We start from the raw sequence: 20,435 nt of genomic DNA on the forward strand, positions 1-20,435 counted from the left end.
GGGCGCCTCTCGGCCTCGGGCTGAGGACGTCCAGGTCGGCCCTTGGGGGCCGACCTGGACGTCACTATCAGGCCAGGTCGAAGCGGTCCAGGTTCATTACCTTGGTCCACGCGGCGACGAAGTCGTTGACGAACTTCTGCTTCGCGTCGTCGCTCGCGTAGACCTCGGCGAGGGCGCGAAGCTCGGAGTTGGAGCCGAAGACCAGGTCGACACGAGTGCCGGTCCACTTGACCTCGCCCGTGGCGGCGTCGCGGCCCTCGAAGGTGTTCGCGTCCCCGGAGGTCGCCTTCCACGTCGTGCCCAGGTCGAGCAGGTTGACGAAGAAGTCGTTGGTCAGGGCACCGGGGGTCGCGGTGAAGACGCCGAGCGACGACTGCTGGTGGTTCGCGCCGAGGACGCGGAGGCCACCGACCAGGACGGTCAGCTCGGGGGCGCTCAGGGTCAGCAGGTTCGCCCGGTCGAGCAGCAGGTACTCGGCCGGCAGCCGGTTGCCCTTCCCGAGGTAGTTGCGGAACCCGTCGACGGTCGGCTCGAGCGCGGCGAACGACTCGACGTCGGTCTCCTCCTGCGACGCGTCCGCGCGGCCCGGGGTGAAGGGGACCTGGACGTCGACGCCGGCGTCCTTGGCGGCCCGCTCTACGGCCGCGCCGCCGGCGAGCACGATCAGGTCGGCGAGCGAGATCCTCTTGCCGCCGGTCTGGGCGGCGTTGAAGGTCTCCTGGATGCCCTCCAGGCTGTGCAGCACGGTCGCGAGCTGGTCGGGGTCGTTGACCTCCCACCCGCTCTGCGGCTCGAGGCGGACGCGCCCGCCGTTGGCGCCGCCGCGCTTGTCGCTGCCGCGGAAGGACGAGGCCGATGCCCACGCGGTGGACACGAGCTGGGACACCGACAGGCCCGAGGCGAGGACCTGCTCCTTGAGGGAGGCGATGTCCTCGGCGTCGACGAGCTCGTGCGTCACCGCGGGGATCGGGTCCTGCCAGAGCAGCTTCTCGGTCGGGACCTCCGGGCCGAGGTAACGCACGACCGGGCCCATGTCGCGGTGGGTCAGCTTGAACCACGCCCGGGCGAACGCGTCCGCGAACTCGTCGGGGTTCTCGTAGAAGCGCCGCGAGATCTGCTCGTAGACCGGATCGAACCGGAGCGCGAGGTCGGTGGTCAACATCGCCGGCGCATTACGCTTCGACGGGTCGTGGGCGTCGGGCACCGTGCCCTCACCGGCGCCGTGCTTCGGCTTCCACTGCTGCGCGCCGGCCGGGCTCGTGGTCAACTCCCACTCGTAGCCGAACAGGTTCCAGAAGAAGTTGCTGGACCACTTCGTCGGCGTCGTGGTCCAGGTGACCTCCAGACCACTGCCGATCGCGTCCGCGCCCTTGCCGGTGCCGTAGGTGCTCTTCCAGCCCAGGCCCTGCTGCTCGATCGGGGCGGCCTCGGGGGCGGCGCCGACGTGGTCCGCCGGGCCCGCGCCGTGGGTCTTGCCGAAGGTGTGACCGCCGGCGATCAGGGCGACCGTCTCCTCGTCGTTCATCGCCATCCGGCGGAACGTCTCACGGATGTCGCGGGCCGCGGCGAGCGGGTCCGGGTTGCCGTTCGGGCCCTCCGGGTTGACGTAGATGAGGCCCATCTGGACGGCGGCGAGGGGGTTCTCCAGCTCGCGGTCGCCGGTGTAGCGCTCGTCGCCGAGCCAGGTGGACTCGGGGCCCCAGTAGACGTCCTCCTCGGGCTCCCAGACGTCCGCGCGACCGCCGGCGAAGCCGAAGGTCTTGAAGCCCATCGACTCCAGGGCGACGTTGCCGGCGAGGATCATGAGGTCGGCCCACGACAGCGCCTGGCCGTACTTCTTCTTGACCGGCCACAGCAGGCGGCGGGCCTTGTCGAGGTTCACGTTGTCCGGCCAGCTGTTGAGCGGGGCGAAACGCTGCTGGCCGGCCCCGGCGCCGCCGCGGCCGTCGCTGATCCGGTAGGTGCCCGCGCTGTGCCACGCCATCCGGATCATGAAGGGGCCGTAGTGGCCGAAGTCGGCCGGCCACCAGTCCTGCGAGGTGGTCAGCACCTCGACGATGTCCCGCTTCACGGCTGGGAGGTCAAGGCTCTTGAACGCCTCGGCGTAGTCGAACTCTTCACCGAGGGGGTTGGCCACGGCGGGGTTCTTGGCAAGGATCTTCAGGTTGAGCCGGTCCGGCCACCACTGCTGGTTGCCGCCGCCCTGAGCGGGGTGCAGGGCGCGCCCGTGCGCGACCGGGCAGCCCCCTTCGCCCTCCGGCTTCGGGTCTGTGACGATCGCATCATTGTTCTCAGACATGGGAATCCTTCCGGACGGAATGACGGTGCTCAGGAACTGCGGGCGGTGGAACAGCCGGGGCACAGGCCCCAGTAGATGACCTCGGCCTCGTCGATCGCGAAGCCGTGGTCGTCGGACGCGTCGAGGCACGGCGCCGCGCCGGTCGCGCAGTCGACGTCGCCGATGACACCGCACGACCTGCAGACGACGTGGTGGTGGTTGTCCCCGACGCGACCCTCGAACCGGGCGGGGCTGCCGGCCGGTTCGATGCGGCGTACGAGCCCGGCCGTGGTGAGCGCCTGGAGGGCCTCGTACACGGCTTGAAGGGAGATGTGACCCAAGCGGTCGCGCACCCTGGAGGCGATCGCCTCGACTCCGAGGTGGTCACCGCCCCGGACGGTTTCGAGCAGCGCGACACGCGCGGCCGTCACCCGCAGGCCTGCCCCGCGCAGCTCCTCGGCGGTGGTCGGAGTCTTGGGTGCGCTCATGGCACCAAACCTATCGCCATAAACACGAATCATTCAAGAGAGCGAATAACCCAAGTTTGGTGTGTCGTGCCAGGCGACGTCCGCCCGTTGTGGTGTGACGCGCCGTCCGGAAGGAAGTAAGTGGGAGCGCGTCACGGCCAAGCCGTCTCAGGCACCGCCCCCGCCGTGCCTCGATGTCGTGCCGCCGAAGCTCAGGGCTTGGTGGTGAAGTCGACGTTCTCGGTCTCCACCGTGCCGGCCGTGCGCCCCGGGGCCGTGTGGTAGGTCCAGTACAGGTTCGTGTGAGCGATGACCTGGGCGGGCGGGGGCGCGCCCCAGGCCGTCAGGTCCTCGGTGGTGTGGGCGTCACTGACGAGGGTGGCGTCGTACCCCCGCACGAGCGCGCCGTGGAGCGTCGAGCGGATGCACGCGTCGGTCTGGGCGCCGGTCACGACGACGCGCCCGACACCGAGGCCCGACAGGACGGCCTCCAGGGTGGTGTCCTCGAAGGAGTCGGGGTAGCTCTTCTCGACGAGCGGCTCGGCGTCGGCACGGGTGAGTTCGGGGACGATGCGCCACTCTTCACCGCCCCGCACGAGCTGCTCGTCGGAGTGCTGGACCCAGACGACGGGGACCTGCTCGCGCCGCGCCTTCTCGACGAGACCGGCGATGTTCGCGACCACCGTGTCGCGCTGGTGAGCCCCGTCGACATTGCCGTTCTGCACGTCGATGACGAGAAGTGCGGTGTTCGGCCGGTTCTGGAGTGCGGTCATGGTCTTCCCTTACTCACGCTTGCCTCGTGTGCCGACCCACGCTAGCCCGCGCCACCGACAAACCCAGACCCCCCGAAAGGCCCCCGGGGGCCGCGTCGTCTTCGCGTCACGCGCGCGACATCGCGCCGGCGGGAGTGGGCGTCTGCCGGGGCCGTACGGGTAGGCGGTCAGGCGTGCGCGCGGGGCTGGGTCTGGAGGCGCCAGAGCGCGCCGCAGCAGCCCAGGATCAGGAACATCACGTTGGTGATCATGGGGAAGCTGAAGGCGTCGAAGGTGCCGAACCCGAAGATGGCGACGGCGGAGGACGCCGCGAAGCACTGGGCGAGGTGACGGGTCTCGGAGTCGACCGCGGCGCGGCGGGCGCGGCGGGCCAGCACCCAGCCCGCCAGCAGGAAGACGATCAGCGCGAGCAGGCCCACCAGCCCCGTCTCCAGGGACGACATCAGGTACTGGTTGTCGATGACGCGGTACATGCGCGGCAGATAGGTCGCGAAGCCCTGCCCGAACCAGGGGCGTTGCGAGACGGCCACCACGACGGCGTCGTAGTCGCCGGTGCGCGTGGTGGAGTTCTCGTCCGAGCCGATGACCGACACCAGGTTGAGCACCGTGCCGATCAGGCCGGGGATGAGCAGGCGCATCAGGATGGACGACGCGCCGAAGATCAGGACCGCCCGGAGCCGCCACTCCGACGGCCAGGTCGGCAGCAGCACGAGCATCACGACGAACAGGCCCAGGATCGCCGAGCGCGACACGCTCATCGGCAGCGCGGCGGCGATGAGCGCGACCATGATCCATCGCTTGCGCCGCTGCTCGGGGACGCGGCAGTAGAGCGCGCCATGCAGCGCCAGCGGCAGGACGGCGGCGAGCACGACGCCGAGCTCGATGGGGTGGGTGGCGGTGCCGGCCGGGCGGAAGAAGCCCTCGCGCTCGAACAGCACGGCCGAGCCCTTCTCGGCCAGGCCAGGTAGCGCGAGGTACCGGGTGACCTCGATGCCGGTGAAGAACTGCACCATCGCGACGAGCGCGGGGAAGCTCGCCCCCATGACGATGCGCTGCCGCAGCACCTCCAGCCGGTCCATGCTGGTGATGCCGTCGGCGGTGACCAGCGCGATGCCCGCCCACCCGGCGACCAGCACGAGCCCGAGATCGGCGGCGTTCAGCTCGTCGCCGGACAGGGGGCGGGTGTTGGCGGCGACGTAGCTGGCGAGGACGGCGAGGGCGAAGAAGAGGATGACCGCGCGGACGGGCTGGCGTCCCCGGATCGGCGTCCACCGAGGGGACAAGGTGGACATCAAATACCAGACCAGCAGCAGCACGGCCACGATCGAGGACGGCGAACCGGCGCCGCCGAGGGGGCCGACGACGTACCGTGCGGGCATGACGAACAGGACGACCAGGAAGAACGACATGATCGTCACCGGGTCCACGCGTGCCTTCTTCGGCAGCCTGGAGCGGCGCTCCTGAGGCCGCCGAGCGGGGGCGTGGGTCCGCTCGACCGAAGGGGTGCTCGTCACCGCCCGGGCCTGGTGGGGTCGAACACGATGTACGGCTCACCATCGGAGTCGCCGTCGGGGCCCTGACGCTTCGCGGGAGCGGGAGCGGGAGCGGGAGCGGACGCGGGGCCCGGACCCGGCGCCGGGCGGCGGGCGCGGCGGCCCTGGACGGGGAACTTGTCGGTCGCCGCGGCGGAGGGGCGGGAGTCCGGGGCCGGGGACATGCCCCGGGACGGACGGGCGCCGTTGCCCCTGCCGTCGGAGGCGGCCGGGCCGCGCCGGTCACCGTCGGCGTAGAGGTCCTTCTCGGCCTTGGCGGGGGCCGTGGGGGTGTGGCCCTCCTCCGGGCGCTTCTGGCCGGCCCACGGGTCCCGGGGCTCGGGGCCCGGCGGCCTGCCCGGGGAGGCGAGGCGGCGGTCGTAAACCCGCGGCTCGGCGGGCGGCTCGATGGGCCTCGGCGAGCGCGCGGGGGGACGGCTGCGCGGCACCGTGGGGCCGCCGGGGCGCGGCGCGGAGGTGGAGCGGGGCATGCGCTGCTGATGCGTCGGGACGACTGGTAACGGGCCCGTCATGGACGCCCTCGGGTCGCCGCCCTGGCTCACCCGGCGGCGCTTCTGCGCCATCGACTCCAGGAAGAGCGGCACGCCGACGGTCAGCAGCATGCCACCGGCGAAGATGATGACCAGCATGCGGATCTTCTTCTCCGGGGTGAGCTGGGCCTCCTCGGTGGAGGTGACGAGCTCGGCCCGGATCGTCGCGTCCGGCAGGATCGACGACTTCTGCTGGACCTCGGTCAGGCGCGCCAGGCTCAGATCGGCGAGCGTCTCCATGGTGGCCTGGGCGATCTTCGGGTCGGGCCCGGTGGCGGTGATGTCGAGGAGGGGTCCCCGCGAGTCCTGGGCCAGGCCGACGGTGAACTCGGCGGTCTTGCCCTCGTCCTTGAGCTTCTGCAGGGTGCGCTCGTCGCTCATGCCGCGGGAGATGACCTCGGCCGTGATCGTCAGCGACCCGTCGAAGGCCAGCCAGGGGTTGCCGCCCACCGGCTGGGACCCCTTCCTGGAGGAGAGGAACACGACGGTGGCCTTGGATTCGTACTGCCAAGGGATCGCGAAGAACGCTCCGATGGTCGCCGCGAGCGTGACGGCCAGCAACGTCGCCGTCACCGGCCACCGTCTCAGCAGCGCACGCAACGAATCAAGCAGGTCCATAGTGTCCCTTCACCCCCGCCCGGCGGGCCACTTCCGTGCGGTCCCACTCCGCCGAGCCGCCGAGGTAGGACGCCCGAGCACCTCGGAACGTTGTCATATCCCCCTCAAGTGTTTCCTGCGCGTGCTTTCTTCGCCAGGCCCGGCGCGAAACTGCTCGGGCCTGTGTCACGATGTGTCGGTGCGTAGGCGAGTGGTCATCAGGTACTCCTGCCTGGCACTGGTCTTCCTGCTCGCCGGTTTCGCGGTGTGGTGGGTGAGATACAAGTCCCCTCTTTACCAGAGTGTGGTGACCGTCGCGTTCATCACGAAGACGAATCACTTCGCGGGCGAGGTGTACGACCACTTCACCGACAACCACATCTTCATGGCGCTCGCCACCGCCCGGTACTTCGACAACCCCGGCACGCAGGAGCGGCTGCGCGCCATGGGCGGCACGGCCGACTTCTCGTACAAGGTCGCCCACTGGGGCAACGAGGAGCTCCCTGTGTACGGCCAGCCGTACGCGACGCTGCAGTCGCTGTCGGACGACCCCAAGGAGTCGATCGACACCCTGAACCTGGCGCTCAAGCTTCTCACGCAGAAGGTGGAAAAGCTTCAGACCTCCTCGGGGGCCAGCGGCCGCGTGATGATCAAGTGGGAGACGATCGGGTCCATCTTCGGGCCGCAGCGCCAGCCGCTCCAGAAGAGCCGCGCCACCGTCGGCATCGGGCTGATCGCCGTACTGGCGTCGGCCGCGGTCATGTCGATGACCCGTGACCGCAGCAAGCGCGACTCCGGCAGCCCCCCCGATCACCTCATGATGACCACCGTGCGGCGGCCGAAACCGCCGCATCCCGGTACGACCACGTAGAAGCCCGACCCCGTAGGTGACCCGCGCTCCGGCGAGACCGCTGTGGAGCGTTCCCATACGAGCCCTGGAGCCCTTGGTGACCTCTTCGCCACCACGCCCACGCCGCTTAGCCATCGAGTCCACCGGCTCCCCGGGCCTCAGAGGGCCGGCCAGGCTCTCGGTGCTCGTCCTCGCCGCGGTCACGGCCCTGGCGGCGTGCGGCGGTTCCGGGACGCGGGACGGCGCCCGCGACCCCCTCCCCGGACGCACGCCCTCCGCCGAGACCGGGCCCTCCAGTCCCTCCGCCACGAGCGACGCCATCGGCGGCGGCTTCCCGTCCGCCCAGACGACCGGCCTGCGCCCCGGCAGTGTGCTGAAGAAGGTCGGGGAGGTCACGGTCCTGAAGAAGGGGGCCGTGGTCGAGAACCTGGAGGTTCACGGCAAGCTCAACATCAAGGCCGACGACGTCACCGTGCGCAACGTGCGGGTGATCGGCGAGGGCGACTGGTCGGTCATCCAGGCGGAGGGGGCGTCGGGCGCGGTCATCGAGGACTGCGAGATCTCCGGGAACGGCACCGTCAAGGCGCAGTGGGGGGTGCTGAACCAGGGCGGGCAGATCACCGTGCGCCGGGCGAACATCCACACCGTGTCGAATTCCGTGGGCACCGACCACGGCCTCATCGAGGACTCCTACATGCACGACTTCAAGGAGTTCCCCGGCGACCACATCACCGGGCCGCAGATCAACGGCTCCCCGCAGGACGGGCTGACGCTGACGATCCGCCACAACACGATCTTCAACCAGCTCTCGCAGACCTCGGCCATCTCGATCTACCAGGACTTCAGCCGGGCGCACGACGTGCTGATCGAGAACAACCTGCTGGGCGGCGGGGGCTACACGATCTACGGCGGGGCCGGAAAGTTTGGCACGCCGACCGACATCCGCATCCTGAACAACGTGTTCACCCGCCGCCTGTTCCCGAAGGGCGGCTTCTGGGGTTCCGTCACCTACTTCGACACCAAGGGCAAGGGCAACCGCTTCGAGGGCAACGTGTGGGAGGACACCCGCGAAGCCGTCGAGGGCTGAGTTCGGGGCGCGGCGGTGTTCTGAACGAACCCTTCCGAGTGACGATGGAAGAACGCCGCCTGAAGTGCGCCCCGAACCCGCCGTTCCGGAGGCGCGGCAGTAGGCACAGTTCGGGGCGTTTAAAGAGGCGCCCCGAACCCGCCGTACCGAAGGCGCGATCACGTGGCTGCGGGTGAGAAGGCGTCGCGGGCCAGCAGTTCCGGGCGTCCCGATCCGTCGGCCATCACCGCCCACACGTCCGAACTGTCGCCGCGCAGCTTGCTGTACATGACCGTGTGGTCGTCGAACCACGCCGCCTGGTCGTCCACGTTGGCGGGCTCGGCGAGCCTGGTCTCCCGGCCGCTCGCGAGGTCCAGCGTGTAGAGCCGCCAGGGGTCGCTCGTGCCCCCCACGCGCTTCTTGTAGGCGAGCCGCGTGCCGTCCGGGGACAGCGAGGGGCATTCGGCGTTCTCCCGCAGGACGCGCATCTTCCGCGCCGCGAAGTCGCCCTGGACGAGGTACGTCCTGCCGCCGGTGGAGACGGTCGCGTAGAAGCGGTTGTCGTCGGAGGCGAACGTCACCCCCCAGTAGTTCAGGTCGACCGCGGAGTGGACGCGGCCGTCCTTGTCCAGCGTGAAGTCCTCCAGGCTCTTGACCAGCGTGCCGGTGCGGGTGTCGAGGATGCCGGCGCGGGTGGAGAAGCCGACGCTGAGGTAGGAGTCGCCGGAGACGAAGAACGTCCAGGCCACCATGCGCCCGCTCGCCGAGACCCGCGCCCTGCTGGGGATGCCCGCGAGCGCGACGCGCCGTACCTCGCGCAGATGGTCGTCCAGGACGATGGCCTCCGAGCCGATGGTGAGGGTCTCGCCGACGCGCAGGCACACGCCGGTGCCGGCGGCGGCGTAGAACCGCTTGCAGCGCAGGCCGGTGGTGCGGGCGGGGCCCTCCCCCTTGCCGGGCGCGACGCGCACCATGCCGCTGTCGGACGCGGGCCCGGCGCCGACCGTCATCAGCGCGCCCGGCTCCAGGGCCGTCGCGCTCGGCGCGGGCGTCGCGCCGGGGGTGAGCCGGGGGGCGGCGGCGGGCGTCTCGGCGCGGGCGCGCAGGACGTACACCGTGCCCGCGGCGGCGAGGACCACGACGGCGGCGACCAGGACGGCCACCCGCGCCCGCGTGGACAGGCCGGAGACGTTCACGCCGGCGCTTCCCCCGGCTCGGTGCCGGACGCGCCGGGGAGCGTGGCGTACGGCCCGCTGAGGACGCCGTCGTGCTCGGCGTACAGCTCGCCGGTGGAGGGGCAGCGCCAGCCGCCGAAGGCCTCCTCCAGCGTCACGCCCGCGCGCCCGACCCAGCCGATGCGCCGCGCGGGCACGCCCGCCACGAGCGCGAAGTCCGGCACGTCCTTGGTGACGACCGCGCCGGCCGCGACCAGCGCGTGGCGTCCGATCGTCCGCCCGGCGACGACGACGGCCCGCGCGCCGACGGAGGCGCCCTCGCGGACGACGACGCCCTCGGCGGTCCAGTCGCCGTCGCGCTTGAGCGCGCCGTCCACGTCGGTGGAGCGCGGGTACACGTCGTTGGTGAGCACGGCGGCGGGTCCGACGAACACGCCGTCCTCCAGCACGGCCGGTTCGTACACCAGCGCGTAGTTCTGGAGCTTGACGCGGTCCCCGATCCGGACGCCGGGGCCGACGTAGGCGCCGCGGCCGAGGATGCACCCCTCGCCGAGGACGGCGCCCTCACGTACCTGGGCTAAATGCCAGACCGCGCTGTCCGCACCGATCTTGGCGCTCGGGTCCACGTCGGCGGTGGGTGCGATTCGCGGTTCTGTCATCAGACATTCCCCTTCAGGGTGGATACTTCGGAGCTATGCCAAGCGCGAGCGTAATCATCCCGGCACACAACGAAGCCCGGGTAATCGGCCGACTCCTGACGAGCCTGCTCGCGGAGGCGAAGGACGGCGAGTTCGACGTCATCGTGGTGGCCAACGGCTGCGACGACGACACGGCGGGCGTGGCCCGCGGGTACGAGGGCGTCCGCGTGGTCGAGACCGAGATCCCCTCCAAGCGGGAGGCGCTGCGCCTCGGCGACGAGGCCGCGGACAGCCACCCGCGCGTCTACGTGGACGCGGACGTGCAGGTGGGCACGGCGGACGTGCGGGCCCTGCGCGACGCCCTCACCGCGCCCGGCGGCCCGCTCGCGGCGGCTCCGGAGCGGGCGCTGGCGCTGCGCGACCGTCCCTGGCCGGTGCGGGCGTACTACGCCGTGTGGACGCGGCTGCCGGCCGTCCGGGAGGGCCTGTTCGGGCGGGGCGTGATCGCGGTGTCGGAGGAGGGAAACCGCCGCCTCATGGACCTGCCGCCGGTCATGGGCGACGACCTCGCCGCGTCGCTCGCGTTCGCCCCCGGCGAGCGGCGGGTGGTGCGCACGGCCCGCGCCGTCATCCACCCGCCCCGCACGCTGGGCGACCTGATGCGCCGCCGGGTGCGCGCGGTGACGGTGGTGGCCGAGATCGAGCAGGGCCCGATGCAGGGCCAGGAGGCGCGGACGGGCCTGCGCGACCTCGCGGGCATCGCGGGCCGCGCGCCGTGGCTCGTCCCCCACCTCGCGGTGTTCCTCGCCGTCACGCTGGTCGCGCGGGCGCGGGCGCGCCGCGCGGTGAAGTCCAAGGACTACACCACGTGGCTGCGGGACGAGAGCAGCAGGACCTGAGGGATCACCCCCGGCGCCCGCGCCCGAGGCCCTGGACGTACTCCTTCACCACCATCCAGGCGAACTTGGTGTTGGTGGACATGTAGCGCGGGCCGAGCCGCATCGGCTCCTGCAGGAAGCGGTACAGCCATTCCATGCCGAGCCTCTGCCACAGGGCGGGGGCCCGGCGGACCTTCCCGGCGAACACGTCGAACGACCCGCCGACGCCGTGGACGACGCCCGCCTTGATGTCGTCGGCGAACCGCGCGCAGAAGATCTCCTTCTTGGGCGAGGTCATGCCGAGGAACAGCAGGTCGGGCCGGGACGCGCCGATCTCGGCGGCGACGAACGGCGCCTCGTCGTCGGTGAAGTACCCATGACGGGCGCCCGCGACGACCAGGCCCGGGTAGGTCGCGCGCACCCGTTCGACGACACGCTCCAGCACCTCCGGCCGCGCCCCGAGGAAGTACGCGCGGTGCCCGCGCCGCGCGCCCTCCTCCATGAGCGAGGTGAACAGGTCGATGCCCGCCACCCGCTCGGGCAGCGGCCTGCCGAGGATGCGCGACGCCCACACGACGGCCTGCCCGTCGGCGACGACCAGGTCGCAGGAGACGACCGAGTCGCGCAGCGCGGCGTCCTCGCGCATGCGGACGGCCTTGGCCGCGTTGACCACGCCGATGGTGAGGTTCTCGCGGTTCTCGACCGCCAGGACGCACCGGGCGATGGTCTGTTCCATGGTGAGCGCGTCCAGCGACATGCCGAGGATCGCCGAGCGCGGGGCCGTGGCGGTCACCGGGCGCCGCCGGTCACGTCGCGGGGCAGCGAGAACAGCCACGCGTACAGCAGCCAGCCCAGTTCGTACGGGCGGCACTCGCGGTCGACGGCGAGCGGCGGGTAGATGCGGTCGAGCACGCCGAGCCTGGACCCCTGGTTGATCGCGGTGGCCACGGCGCGCACGCCGCGCACGATCTTCTTGGGGTCGTCCCTGGCGGCCTTGCGCCAGGTCAGGTCCAGCTCCTCGATGATCAGCTCGTCGTCGATCTCCGGCCGCGAGGTCATCCAGTGCAGGCCGAGGGCGATCTCCTTCATATAAGAGGTGCCGCCCGCGTCGGCGAGGTCGAGCAGCGCCATCGGCGCCATGGAGAGCTGGTGGACGCTGTACACCGGGTAGCCCTCGACGACGCCGCCGGTGCGGGCGTCGTAGTGCCACCACCACTGGCCGTGCTCGCCCTGGGCCGCGCAGATGCCCCCGGCGACGCGCTCGGCCGCGCGCAGGGCCGCCTGGTCGCCGGTGTGGGCGTGCAGGCGGGCGAGGGCCTGCAACGGGTACACCTGGTCGGCGAAGCAGCCGACGTGGGCGCGATACCAGGACGCGGGGCCGATGACGTGCCGGTACAGCCGGTCGTCGCCGAGCCCGGTCAGCAGCCTCTCTCGGGCGCGCGCCATGCGCTTCTCCAGCTCGGCGCCCGGCCGCACGCGGTGCGCGGCGACCAGCGCGGCCAGCGCCCACGCCGCCTCGACCGTGTACACCGGCTCGCCGTCGCGCAGCCCCGCCTCCAGCTCGGCCAGCCGCACGAGGCCCTGCTCCAGCCCCTCGTGCCCGGCCTCGGCGGCCGCCCAGGTGATCAGGGCGACGTCGCCGAGGTTGGTGACCCCCGGGAGCCCGCGGACCAGGTTGCCCACCAGGTCGCCCACGAGGTCGCCGGCCAGCGCGGCGCGCTGCGCTTCCCGCGGCAGCGGGGCCACGCCGAGGGCGACGATCGCGCTGTAGCGCACGCTGCGGCCCTCGGGGACGGCCGTCCAGCGCCCGTCGGCGCCGAGCTTTCCCCGCCTGGTGAAGACGAACTCACCATTGGCGTAACCGGGAGGAAGCCCGCGGACCGAAAGCGCGACCATACGGTCGACCAGCTCCGCCGCGGACGCGTCGACCTCGGCGAGCGCGCCGAGACGACCCTCATGGCGAGTCATCGCTCACCACCCCAACCCTTCGATCTCATGTGACTACTTGATGGTGAAACGTGAATGTCAGGCGCCGCGGGCATCCCAGCCCCCGGACCACTTGGCGCGAAGCGCCCACAGTTCGGCCCAGTCGCCGCCGCGCGCCGTCGGGCGTCCCTGCCGGTCGGCGTCCGGGGACGACACCCGGCGGCTCAGCGTGCCGCGCAGCCAGACCCCGAACAGCAGCAGGAACACCCCGGCGGCGCGCAGGCCGCGCGGGAAGTGGCGGCGCACCACGGTGGCCTTTCCGGTGAACAGCAGGACGAGCTTGTTCAGGCTGGAGGACGACAGGCCGCCGGGGTGCACGAACACGGCCCGGTCGGTCACCATCGGCCGGTAGCCGGCGGCCCGCGCCCGCAGGCACAGGTCGGCGTCCTCGCCGTACATGAAGATGCGCGTGTCGAACCCGCCCACCTGGTCCCACAGCCGCCGGTCGACGAGCATCAGCGCGCCGGTGACGATCGGCACGCGCCGCTCGCCGGTCCACGTCACCGGGGACTCCGGGTCGAACAGCGCGTTGCCGGGGAAGGCGGTGGACAGGCCGGTGGCGAAGCACAGCGCCGACCACGGCGTCGGCCGTCCCCACCAGGAGCGGGGGTCGTTGTCGCCGGCCTCGGTGACGCAGCGCCCGCCGACGATGCCGGCGCGCGGGTGGCGCGCGGCGCAGGCGAGCAACTCGGCGAACGCGTCCGGCCGGACCTCGGCGTCGGGGTTGACGAAGACGAGGTGCCGTCCCCGCGCGACCTCGGCCCCGGCCGTGCAGCCCTCGGCGAAGCCCCCGTTCTCGGTCCGGGCGACCACGCGGGCCCAGGGCGCGGCGGCCTCGACGACCTCGACGGTGTCGTCGGGCGAGTTGTTGTCGACGACGATCACCTCGGCGTCCACGGCCTTGGCGGCGCACTCGACGGCCGCGAGGCAGCGGGCGATGTAGCCGGCGCTGCGGTACGTCACGATGATCACGGACAGGTTCACGCGCGTGCCTTCCTGAGCAGGGGGACGGCGACGGCCAGGGCGAGACACAGGGCGGCGGCCATCACCGTGACGGCGGTACGCGACCCGAGGGCCGTCCACAGCACGCCGAAGGCCCAGGAGGCGGCCATCGCGCCGAGCGCCTGCCCGGTCTGGACGACCGCGAGGCCGGTGGCCCGGCGCTCCTCGGGCAGCAGCGGCCCGGCGAGCGCGCTGACCACGCCGTCGGTCGCCGCGTACGACAGGCCGCGCAGCACGAGGACCGCGACCAGCACCGCCGGGCCCTGCGGCAGCAGGAGCAGCGCGTAGCAGGCCAGCAGGGCGGCGTACCCGCCGACCACGACGGTGGAGCGGCCCACCCGGTCGGCGAGGCGGCCGAACGGCACGGCGGCGAGCAGGTAGGCCGCCGAGACGGCGACGGGCAGCAGCGGCAACCAGCCCGCGTCGAGACCGGCCCCGCGCTGCACCACCAGATAGAGGAACGAGTCGCTGACGGTGGCGATCGACAGCGGCACCATGGCGGTCAGCACGCGCCGGTACGGCCGGTCCCGCAGCAGCGTGACGGTGTCGCGCAGCGTGACCTTGGGACGTTCCCGCGCCGGGCCGCCGGGCTCGCGGACGAACAGCACGAGCACCAGCACGCCGAGCAGGGCGACGCAGAAGCTGACCACGAACACCGCGTCGTAGGCGCTGCCGACGGCCGCGACCACGCCGAACGCCACGAGCGGCCCCATGAGCGCGCCCACGGTGTCCATGGCCCGGTGCAGCCCGAACGCCCGGCCCTGCGCCTCCGGCGGCGCGCTCAGCGAGATCATCGCGTCCCGGGGCGCGGTGCGCAGGCCCTTCCCGGTGCGGTCCAGGCCGATCATCAGGCCGATGAGCGGCACGGAGCGCCCGGCGGCGAGGTACCCGAGCTTGACCACCGCCGACAGGCCGTACCCGGCGCCCGCCACCAGCTTGCGGCGGCGGAACCGGTCGGCGACGTGCCCGCCCACCAGGCGCAGCACGGCGGTCGCGCCGGTGTAGAGGCCGTCCAGCAGGCCGAACTGCGCCGGGTTAAGGCTGAGCTGGTAGAAGAGGTACAGGGGCAGGATCGCCGTCACCATCTCCGAGGAGACGTCGGTGAGCAGGCTGACCACCCCGAGCGCGACCACGTTCCCCGCGAGCACGCGCGTGGTCGCCGTACGGCCGGACGTCGGCTCTCCCTCGGCGTCGGCCGCCTTCGCGTGGGAGTCGGACCGGCGCGACTCGGACAGGTACATCAGACGGCCGCCGCGATCATGGACGGCCAGGCGGCGCGCAGCGCGGCGCGCCAATCGCGCAGGGGCGGCATCCCGGCCTCGGCCCAGCGGCCGTGGCCGAGCACGCTGTAGGCGGGACGGGCGGCCGGGCGGGGGAAGCTCGCGCTCCCGGTGGGCAGCACCCGGCCGGGGTCGGCGCCGAGCAGGGTGAACACCTCGCGCGCCAGGTCGTACCACGTCGCCTCTCCGGAGGCGGTGCCGTGGTACACCCCGGGCGGGGCGTCGGCGCGGGCCAGCTCGGCGAGCCGGACGGCCAGGTCGCCGGTCCAGGTGGGCTGGCCGACCTGGTCGTCGACGGCCTTCACGGTGTCGTGCGCGCGTTCCAGGCCGATCATCGTGCGGACGAAGCTGCGCCCGCCCGCGCCGTACAGCCACGCGGTGCGCACGACGTACCCGGCCTCGGGAAGCACCTCCAGCACGGCGCGCTCCCCGGCGAGCTTGGTGCGGCCGTAGGCGCTGACGGGCCCGGTCGGCGCGTCCTCGCCGTAGGGCGTGCCGGCCCTGCCGTCGAAGACGTAGTCGGTCGAGACGTGGACCAGCCGCGCGCCGGCCTCCGCGCACGCCTCGGCCAGGGCCCGCACGCCGCTGCCGTTGACCGCGAGCGCGTCGATCTCGCGGGTCTCGGCGTCGTCCACGGCGGTCCAGGCGGCGCAGTTGATCACGATGTCCGGCTTCTCGCGCCGGACGGTGTCGCGGACGCCGTCGAGGTAGCGCAGATCCAGCCGGTCGCGACCGTAGGCCAGCACGTCGGGGCCGTCCGCGCCCCGCGCGAGCTCGGCCGCCACGGCGGTGCCGAGCATGCCGGCGGCCCCGGTGACCAGCACGCGGTTCACCGCGCCCCCAGAGATCGGGTTCACCGCGCGCCCTTGAGCGGCTTCCACCACGAGGGATTGTCGGTGTACCACTGGACGGTCTCGGTGATGCCCTTGTCGAAGGACGTGCCGGGCGCGTACCCCATGGCGCGCAGCTTGGAGTCGTCCAGGGAGTAGCGGCGGTCGTGCCCCTTGCGGTCGTGCACGCGCTCGACGACGCTCCAGTCGGCGTCCAGCTCGTCGAGGATGCGCTGGACCAGCTCCAGGTTGGTGAGCTCGGCGGTGCCCGCGATGTTGTAGACCTCGCCCGGTTCGCCGCGCTCGGCCACGAGCTGGATGCCCCGGCAGTGGTCGTCGACGTGCACCCAGTCGCGGACGTTCAGGCCGTCCCCGTACAGCGGGATCTTCCCGCTCTCCAGGAGGTTGGTGACGAACAGCGGGATCGCCTTCTCCGGGTACTGGTACGGCCCGTAGTTGTTGCCGCACCGCGTGATCGACACCGGCAGCCCGTACGTCACCGCGTACGCGCGGGCGAGCAGGTCCCCGCCCGCCTTGGCCGCGGAGTACGGCGAGCGCGGCTGGAGCGGGGCGTCCTCGGCCCAGGAGCCCTCGTCCACCGACCCGTACACCTCGTCGGTCGACACCTGGACGACCTTCGCGACGCCCGCATCCAGGCACGCCTGGAGCACGGTCTGGGTGCCGAGCACGTTGGTGCGCACGAACGCCGACGGCCCGTCGATCGACCGGTCGACGTGCGACTCGGCGGCGAAGTTGACCACCAGGTCGTGGCCGGGGACGACGTCGGCCATCAGCGCCGCGTCGCAGACGTCGCCGTGCACGAACTCGAACCCGCCCTGGACGGGCTCCAGGTTCGCGAGGTTGCCCGCGTAGGTGAGCGCGTCGAGGACGGTGACCTTCGCGCCCTCCAGCGCCGGGTAGCCGCCGGTGAGCATCGTGCGGACATAGTGCGACCCGATGAAACCGGCGCCGCCGGTTACCAGAACCCTCATGAGCTAATCTGCACCTTGCTGTGATCGCCGAGCACCAGCCGATGGGCTCTGGGAGTGTTGGGAGCGGGCGTGACCTCCACGTCGCGCCCGATCAGGGAGGCCTCGATCCGGCGCACCCCGTGGATCGACGCGCGGCGCAGCAGGATGGAGTACTCGATCTCGCTGTCCACGACCTGGCAGTCCTCGGCGACCGAGGTGAACGGGCCGACGTAGGAGTCCCGCACCACGGCGCCCCGCCCGATGATCACCGGGCCGACGATGCGCGAGCGGGTGATCTCGGCCCCGTCCTCGACCACGACCCGGCCGATGATCTCGGAGGCGTCGTCCACCACGCCGTCGAGGCGCTGCTGGAGATCCTCCAGCAGCAGCCGGTTGACCTCCAGCATGTCGGTGACGTTGCCGGTGTCCTTCCAGTAGCCGGAGATGATCGTGGACGAGACCTGGTGGCCCTCGTCGATCAGCCACTGGATCGCGTCGGTGATCTCCAGCTCCCCGCGCCACGAGGGCTTCAGCGCGGCCACGCCCTCGTGGACCGCCGGGGTGAACAGGTAGACGCCGACGAGGGCGAAGTCGCTCTTCGGGTCGGCCGGCTTCTCCTCCAGCCCGACGACCCGCCCGGAGGTGTCCAGCTCGGCGACGCCGAACTGCCGGGGGTCGGCGACGCGGGTCAGCATGATCTGCGCGGCCGGGCGTTCGTCGTGGAACCGTCTCACCAGCGGCTCGATGCCGCCGACGATGAAGTTGTCGCCGAGGTACATGACGAAGTCGTCGTCGCCGAGGTACTCCCGGGCGATCATCACCGCGTGGGCCAGGCCCAGCGGCGCGGTCTGCCGCAGGTAGGTCACCTCCAGCCCGAACGCCGACCCGTCGCCGACGGCCCCCTCGATCTCCTCGTGGGTGTCGCCGACGATCATCCCGACCTCGCGGATGCCCGCCGCGGCGATCGCCTCCAGCCCGTAGAACAGCACGGGCTTGTTGGCGACGGGGACGAGCTGTTTGGCGGACGTGTGAGTGATCGGCCGGAGGCGTGTGCCTGAGCCTCCGGCGAGCACGAGCGCCTTCACTAGTAAGCCCCTCCACCACGGGTGACGGCAGACCATGTCTTCCACAGGATCTGCAGATCGAGGATCAACGACCAGTTCTCCACGTACCGGAGGTCGAGCCGCACGGACTCCTCCCAGGACAGGTCGGAGCGCCCGCTGACCTGCCAGAGGCCCGTCATGCCGGGCTTGACGACGAGCCGACGGCGGACGTCGGTGCCGTACTGCGCCACCTCCTCGGGAAGCGGCGGGCGCGGCCCCACCAGCGACATCTCGCCGCGCACGACGTTGAAGAGCTGCGGCAGCTCGTCCAGGGAGTACCTGCGCAGGAAGCCGCCCACGCGGGTGATCCTTGGATCGTTCCGCATCTTGAACAGCACTCCGTCGAACTCGTTGCTGTCAAGAAGGTCCATCTTCAGCTTCTCGGCGTCGCGCACCATCGTGCGGAACTTGAAGACCCGGAACTCGCGGCCGTCGCGGCCGACCCGGGTCTGCCGGAACAGCGCCGGTCCCGGGCTGGTCGACCTGATCAGGAACGCGATCACCAGCATCGGCAGCGCCAGGACGGTGAGCACGGCGGTCGCCAGGAGCTTGTCGAACAGGCTCTTGACGATCTGCCGCCCGCCGTCGAACTCCGGGTGCTCCACGTGCAGCAGGGGCATCCCGGCGACCGGGCGGATGCTCGTGCGCGGCCCGGCGACGTCCATCAGCGCCGGGGCGACGAACAGCTCGGTGCCCTTGGTCTCGATGCTCCAGGCCAGGCGGCGCAGCGCGGCACCGTCCAGCTCGGGGCAGGCGAGGACGGCCACGGCGTCGGCCGACACCTTGTCGGCGACGGTGGCGACGTCGGCGAAGTCGCCGTACACGGGCACGCCGTCGATGTCGAGCCCGTTGCCCGGGTACTGCCCGGGCGGCAGGCACGCCGCGACGACCCGCATGCCGTGGTACGGCTGCCGCCGGAACTGCATGACCAGATCGAGAACGGCCGTGCGGTGGCCGACGGCCACCACGCGCCGCAGATATTCACCTTCGGCCCGGCGCCGGTGCAACCGCTTGCGCATGCGGTGGCGGAACGCCAGCGTGAGCACCGTCGCGAGCGGCAGCATCGCCATCACGTAGCTGCGCGCGATCATCGTCTGGGTGGCGTAGGCGCCGATGGCGACGGCCGCCGTCAGCCCCACACCTCCGTCGAAGACCCCGCGGAACTCCTCGCTGCCCTCTCCGTGACTCTTCTCGCGGTAGACGCCGGCCAGTGCCATGGCACCGGGCCAGGCCAGCGCGAGACCGAACCCGAACAACAACTCCGACCAGGGGATGAAGGCGCCCACCCAGAGCCTGAATCCCATCACCAGTTCGCAGGCGATCATGGCGCATGCCATGTCACCTGCGAGAAGAGCCCGCATATAGGAGCGCGTCCAGATGCTCGACGACGTCAGCGGGCCCGTGTCGAGAAGCGCGACAGAGCGCTCCTGCAACCCCACCCTCATGCTTAACCCCTGCCCTGCTCCTGTCAGACCTAGATAGCAGACGGCCATCGCGTCGCTTTGGTTGACACATGGCTCCGAAACATCAGGAGCGTGGGTACCCCGTTCAAATACTAAAGATCGTCTCTAACAAGCGATATAGCCGGGCATTGGCCACAATCGGCCTCCTCCCGGTACACGGCAGTCCCTTGACGGAACGGTCCAAACCCGTGTAGATGACGGAGCCCAGCTAGATTTCAGCACATGTCTGACATCCAGGTGGTGAGATCCGGCCCGGTGATGACCGTGGTGCTGTCGCGGCCCGAGGTGCGCAACGCGGTGGACGGCCCGACCGCCGCCGCGCTCGCCGAGGCGTTCCGCGACTTCGAGGAGTCCGACGCGGCCGTCGCCGTGCTGTGGGGAGAGGGCGGGACCTTCTGCTCCGGCGCGGACCTGCACGCGATCGGCACCGAGCGCGGCAACCGGGTGAGCGAGGACGGCGACGGACCCATGGGCCCCACGCGCATGCGCCTGTCCAAGCCCGTGATCGCCGCCGTCGAGGGGTACGCGGTGGCGGGCGGCCTGGAGCTGGCGATCTGGTGCGACCTGCGGGTGGCCGCCGAGGACGCCGTCTTCGGGGTGTTCTGCCGCCGCTGGGGCGTACCTCTTGTAGATGGTGGCACCGTGCGGCTGCCGCGGCTGATCGGCACGGGCCGGGCGATGGACCTGATCCTCACCGGACGGGCCGTGGGCGCCGCCGAGGCGCTGGACATGGGCCTGGTCACCCGGGTCGTCCCGCCGGGAACGGCGCGGCGGCACGCCGAGGAGCTGGCCCGCGAGCTCGCCGCCCTGCCCCAGGAGTGCATGCGGCGCGATCGCCTGTCCCTGCTGGAGCAGGAAGGGCTGCCGGAGGAGGAGGCGCTGCGCGGCGAGTTCCGCCATGGGCTGGTCTCGCTCCGGAGCGCCGCCGGCGGTGTCGGCCGGTTCCGCTCGGGCGCCGGCCGCCACGGAACCTGACGCGGCCCGGCCGGTGATCG

Annotated in this window: 19 protein-coding genes; 4 read left to right on the top strand and 15 right to left on the bottom strand. The window is 71.7% G+C overall.

From position 1 onward, the window contains the following. Positions 1–67: 67 nt before the first annotated feature. The 5 genes from katG to AB0H21_RS16450 all read right to left on the bottom strand — a co-directional run bounded on the left by katG (position 68) and on the right by AB0H21_RS16450 (position 6,219). Positions 68–2,299 carry a catalase/peroxidase HPI gene (gene katG, locus AB0H21_RS16430; protein WP_358516962.1) on the bottom strand — a complete coding sequence of 744 codons (2,232 nt, stop codon included), beginning with the start codon at positions 2,297–2,299 and terminating at the stop codon, positions 68–70. Between the two features lie 29 nt (positions 2,300–2,328). After that, the gene (locus AB0H21_RS16435; RefSeq protein WP_358516964.1) at positions 2,329–2,766 is read right to left on the bottom strand and encodes a Fur family transcriptional regulator; all 438 of its coding nucleotides are present in this window, start codon (positions 2,764–2,766) and stop codon (positions 2,329–2,331) included. Positions 2,767–2,957: 191 nt separating this feature from the next. Continuing rightward, a complete protein-coding gene (locus AB0H21_RS16440) occupies positions 2,958–3,518 on the bottom strand; it encodes an isochorismatase family protein (protein WP_358516966.1) in 561 nt (186 codons plus the stop codon). Positions 3,519–3,685: 167 nt separating this feature from the next. Beyond that, on the bottom strand, positions 3,686–5,032 hold the full coding sequence (locus tag AB0H21_RS16445) for an O-antigen ligase family protein (protein ID WP_358516968.1): 1,347 nt from the start codon (positions 5,030–5,032) through the stop codon (positions 3,686–3,688). After that, the gene (locus AB0H21_RS16450) at positions 5,029–6,219 is read right to left on the bottom strand and encodes a hypothetical protein (RefSeq protein ID WP_358516970.1); all 1,191 of its coding nucleotides are present in this window, start codon (positions 6,217–6,219) and stop codon (positions 5,029–5,031) included. The genes AB0H21_RS16445 and AB0H21_RS16450 overlap by 4 nt, the downstream gene beginning before the upstream one ends. A 178-nt stretch (positions 6,220–6,397) precedes the next feature. Here AB0H21_RS16450 and AB0H21_RS16455 point away from each other — a divergent pair, with 178 nt between their 5' ends. Continuing rightward, positions 6,398–7,069, top strand: coding sequence for a hypothetical protein (locus tag AB0H21_RS16455; RefSeq protein WP_358516972.1), 672 nt, complete (start codon positions 6,398–6,400; stop codon positions 7,067–7,069). A 76-nt stretch (positions 7,070–7,145) separates the two neighbouring features. Further along, the gene (locus AB0H21_RS16460) at positions 7,146–8,135 is read left to right on the top strand and encodes a hypothetical protein (protein WP_358516973.1); all 990 of its coding nucleotides are present in this window, start codon (positions 7,146–7,148) and stop codon (positions 8,133–8,135) included. A gap of 158 nt (positions 8,136–8,293) precedes the next feature. On the opposite strand, the gene AB0H21_RS16465 is transcribed toward AB0H21_RS16460, so the two are convergent. Next, positions 8,294–9,310 (bottom strand): hypothetical protein, encoded by a 1,017-nt coding sequence (locus tag AB0H21_RS16465; protein WP_358516975.1) that lies wholly within the window; start codon positions 9,308–9,310, stop codon positions 8,294–8,296. Next, a complete protein-coding gene (locus AB0H21_RS16470; protein ID WP_358516977.1) occupies positions 9,307–9,948 on the bottom strand; it encodes an acyltransferase in 642 nt (213 codons plus the stop codon). The genes AB0H21_RS16465 and AB0H21_RS16470 overlap by 4 nt, the downstream gene beginning before the upstream one ends. Before the next feature lie 35 nt (positions 9,949–9,983). Between AB0H21_RS16470 and AB0H21_RS16475 the strand changes: the two genes are divergently transcribed. Continuing rightward, positions 9,984–10,826: a glycosyltransferase gene (locus AB0H21_RS16475; protein ID WP_358516979.1), complete on the top strand. Its 843-nt coding sequence runs from the start codon at positions 9,984–9,986 to the stop codon at positions 10,824–10,826. A 4-nt stretch (positions 10,827–10,830) separates the two neighbouring features. Here the strand turns inward: AB0H21_RS16475 and AB0H21_RS16480 are convergent, their stop codons facing one another. Genes AB0H21_RS16480 through AB0H21_RS16515 form a run of 8 tightly spaced genes read right to left on the bottom strand, consistent with a single transcriptional unit; the run spans position 10,831 to position 19,422 of the window. Next, positions 10,831–11,598, bottom strand: a complete 768-nt coding sequence (locus AB0H21_RS16480) for a WecB/TagA/CpsF family glycosyltransferase (protein WP_358516981.1) — start codon at positions 11,596–11,598, stop codon at positions 10,831–10,833. Next, on the bottom strand, positions 11,595–12,773 hold the full coding sequence (locus AB0H21_RS16485; RefSeq protein WP_358516982.1) for a hypothetical protein: 1,179 nt from the start codon (positions 12,771–12,773) through the stop codon (positions 11,595–11,597). Before AB0H21_RS16485 ends, AB0H21_RS16480 begins: the two co-directional genes overlap by 4 nt. A 57-nt stretch (positions 12,774–12,830) precedes the next feature. Then, complete coding sequence (locus AB0H21_RS16490) at positions 12,831–13,775, bottom strand: glycosyltransferase family 2 protein (protein ID WP_358516984.1); 945 nt, start codon at positions 13,773–13,775, stop codon at positions 12,831–12,833. Continuing rightward, complete coding sequence (locus AB0H21_RS16495) at positions 13,772–15,088, bottom strand: MFS transporter (protein ID WP_358516986.1); 1,317 nt, start codon at positions 15,086–15,088, stop codon at positions 13,772–13,774. Before AB0H21_RS16495 ends, AB0H21_RS16490 begins: the two co-directional genes overlap by 4 nt. After that, a complete protein-coding gene (gene rfbD, locus AB0H21_RS16500) occupies positions 15,034–15,930 on the bottom strand; it encodes a dTDP-4-dehydrorhamnose reductase (protein WP_358516987.1) in 897 nt (298 codons plus the stop codon). Before rfbD ends, AB0H21_RS16495 begins: the two co-directional genes overlap by 55 nt. Continuing rightward, positions 15,927–16,895 carry a dTDP-glucose 4,6-dehydratase gene (gene rfbB, locus AB0H21_RS16505; protein WP_358516989.1) on the bottom strand — a complete coding sequence of 323 codons (969 nt, stop codon included), beginning with the start codon at positions 16,893–16,895 and terminating at the stop codon, positions 15,927–15,929. Before rfbB ends, rfbD begins: the two co-directional genes overlap by 4 nt. Further along, positions 16,892–17,959 carry a glucose-1-phosphate thymidylyltransferase gene (locus AB0H21_RS16510; protein ID WP_358516991.1) on the bottom strand — a complete coding sequence of 356 codons (1,068 nt, stop codon included), beginning with the start codon at positions 17,957–17,959 and terminating at the stop codon, positions 16,892–16,894. Before AB0H21_RS16510 ends, rfbB begins: the two co-directional genes overlap by 4 nt. Beyond that, on the bottom strand, positions 17,959–19,422 hold the full coding sequence (locus tag AB0H21_RS16515; RefSeq protein WP_358516993.1) for a sugar transferase: 1,464 nt from the start codon (positions 19,420–19,422) through the stop codon (positions 17,959–17,961). The genes AB0H21_RS16510 and AB0H21_RS16515 overlap by 1 nt, the downstream gene beginning before the upstream one ends. 240 nt (positions 19,423–19,662) lie before the next feature. Here AB0H21_RS16515 and AB0H21_RS16520 point away from each other — a divergent pair, with 240 nt between their 5' ends. After that, the gene (locus AB0H21_RS16520; RefSeq protein WP_358516994.1) at positions 19,663–20,415 is read left to right on the top strand and encodes a crotonase/enoyl-CoA hydratase family protein; all 753 of its coding nucleotides are present in this window, start codon (positions 19,663–19,665) and stop codon (positions 20,413–20,415) included. Positions 20,416–20,435 lie beyond the last annotated feature (20 nt).

The sequence above is a fragment of the Sphaerisporangium sp. NPDC051011 genome (assembly GCF_040653595.1).
In the GTDB taxonomy this organism is placed as follows: Bacteria; Actinomycetota; Actinomycetes; order Streptosporangiales; family Streptosporangiaceae; genus Sphaerisporangium.

What these genes read in the sequence shown, in the direction of transcription:
- katG (WP_358516962.1), bottom strand. Translation starts at nt 2,299, where the DNA reads ATGTCTGAGAACAATGATGCGATCGTCACAGACCCGAAGCCGGAGGGC.
- AB0H21_RS16520 (WP_358516994.1), top strand. Translation starts at nt 19,663, where the DNA reads ATGTCTGACATCCAGGTGGTGAGATCCGGCCCGGTGATGACCGTGGTG.
- AB0H21_RS16435 (WP_358516964.1), bottom strand. Translation starts at nt 2,766, where the DNA reads ATGAGCGCACCCAAGACTCCGACCACCGCCGAGGAGCTGCGCGGGGCA.
- AB0H21_RS16470 (WP_358516977.1), bottom strand. Translation starts at nt 9,948, where the DNA reads ATGACAGAACCGCGAATCGCACCCACCGCCGACGTGGACCCGAGCGCC.
- AB0H21_RS16475 (WP_358516979.1), top strand. Translation starts at nt 9,984, where the DNA reads ATGCCAAGCGCGAGCGTAATCATCCCGGCACACAACGAAGCCCGGGTA.
- rfbB (WP_358516989.1), bottom strand. Translation starts at nt 16,895, where the DNA reads ATGAGGGTTCTGGTAACCGGCGGCGCCGGTTTCATCGGGTCGCACTAT.
- AB0H21_RS16450 (WP_358516970.1), bottom strand. Translation starts at nt 6,219, where the DNA reads ATGGACCTGCTTGATTCGTTGCGTGCGCTGCTGAGACGGTGGCCGGTG.
- AB0H21_RS16515 (WP_358516993.1), bottom strand. Translation starts at nt 19,422, where the DNA reads ATGAGGGTGGGGTTGCAGGAGCGCTCTGTCGCGCTTCTCGACACGGGC.
- AB0H21_RS16440 (WP_358516966.1), bottom strand. Translation starts at nt 3,518, where the DNA reads ATGACCGCACTCCAGAACCGGCCGAACACCGCACTTCTCGTCATCGAC.
- AB0H21_RS16485 (WP_358516982.1), bottom strand. Translation starts at nt 12,773, where the DNA reads ATGACTCGCCATGAGGGTCGTCTCGGCGCGCTCGCCGAGGTCGACGCG.